This is a genomic window from Nonomuraea sp. NPDC049784 (assembly GCF_040659615.1).
Lineage (GTDB): Bacteria > Actinomycetota > Actinomycetes > Streptosporangiales > Streptosporangiaceae > Nonomuraea.
The window spans coordinates 1-1082 of the sequence record NZ_JBFAMX010001307.1 but is presented as its reverse complement, the minus strand read 5'-3'; the positions used below and the strand labels follow the sequence as shown (position 1 = coordinate 1082).

Here is a 1082-nt window from a genome sequence, read left to right as displayed (position 1 = left end):
CCGACGCCATCGCCGACCTCTCCGCCCGCGGCATGGCCGTCGGCATCCTCAGCGACTCGATGGCCGCCCGCTACGGCGACCGCCTCGCCGCCCGCACCATCGCCGACGTCGAAACACCCGCGCTGCTCGCGCTGGTGTGGCGGGCCGGGCACCGCCCCGCCGTCCGCGAGCTGCTCGCGCACGCACGCCGGGCCTTCGCGATCCGTTGAACAGCGGCCTCGACGGCCGCTACCGGGGGCCCTTGAGCTGGTCGTAGAGGCGCAGGGCGCCCTTGGCGCCTTCGGGTGAGAAGAGAGCCGCCAGGCCGTCCGCGGTGAACCGGGCCAAGCGCGCCGAGCGCGGCAGCATGACGCTCTCGTAAGCACGGACTGCCTCGTCGGGGTCGGCCGCGGCGGCGAGGGCGTCGGCCAGCTCGGCGCCGTCGAGCATGGCCAGGTTGGCGCCCACGCCGAGCGGCGGCATCAGGTGTGCCGCGTCGCCCAGCAGGGTGATGCCGGGGGTGTGCTCCCAGGTGTGGTGGACGGGCAGGGCGAACAGAGGGCGGGTGACGAACTCGTCGTCGGCGTGTCGCAGGAGATCGCGCAGGTTCTCGGCCCACCCGTCGAACATCACCGGCACCTCTGAGGCAGGCAGGTCCTGCGGTCCCCGGAAGGCGGCGTACACGCGGATGCGGCCGTTGCTGTTGCGCTGGGCGACCAGGGCCTTGTCCTCGCCGTACGCCGACATGGAGCCGTTGCCGACCAGGCGCGCGAGCTCGGGATGGCGCCCTTCGTCGAAGCCGGTCTCGACGAAGGTGACGCCGGTGTAGGCGGGTACGTCCTTCGACAGGCTCGGACGTACCCGGGACCAGGCCCCGTCGGCGCCCACGATCAGGTCGAACTCCTCGCTGGAGCCGTCGCGGAAGAGCACGCGGCCCTCGCCGGTGACCTCGTCCACCGGACGGCCCCAGCGGATGGTGTCCTCGGCGAGCGAGTCGATGAGCAGGCCGCGCAACTGGCCCCGGTCGATCTCCGGCCTGCTCTCGTCGCCGTCGGCGGGCTCCCAGTGGCGCAGCACGGTCCCGGCCTCGTCGAGGATCCGCT

At 73.3% G+C, this 1082-nt stretch carries 2 protein-coding genes; one reads left to right on the top strand and one right to left on the bottom strand.

The features are described from left to right. Nucleotides 1-209, top strand: a 209-nt coding sequence (locus AB0J09_RS65630; RefSeq protein WP_360714717.1) for a LysR substrate-binding domain-containing protein, incomplete at its 5' end; no start/stop codon positions are given. Nucleotides 210-228: 19 nt separating this feature from the next. On the opposite strand, the gene AB0J09_RS65625 is transcribed toward AB0J09_RS65630, so the two are convergent. Next, nucleotides 229-1082, bottom strand: an 854-nt coding sequence (locus tag AB0J09_RS65625; RefSeq protein WP_360714715.1) for an FAD-dependent monooxygenase, incomplete at its 5' end; no start/stop codon positions are given.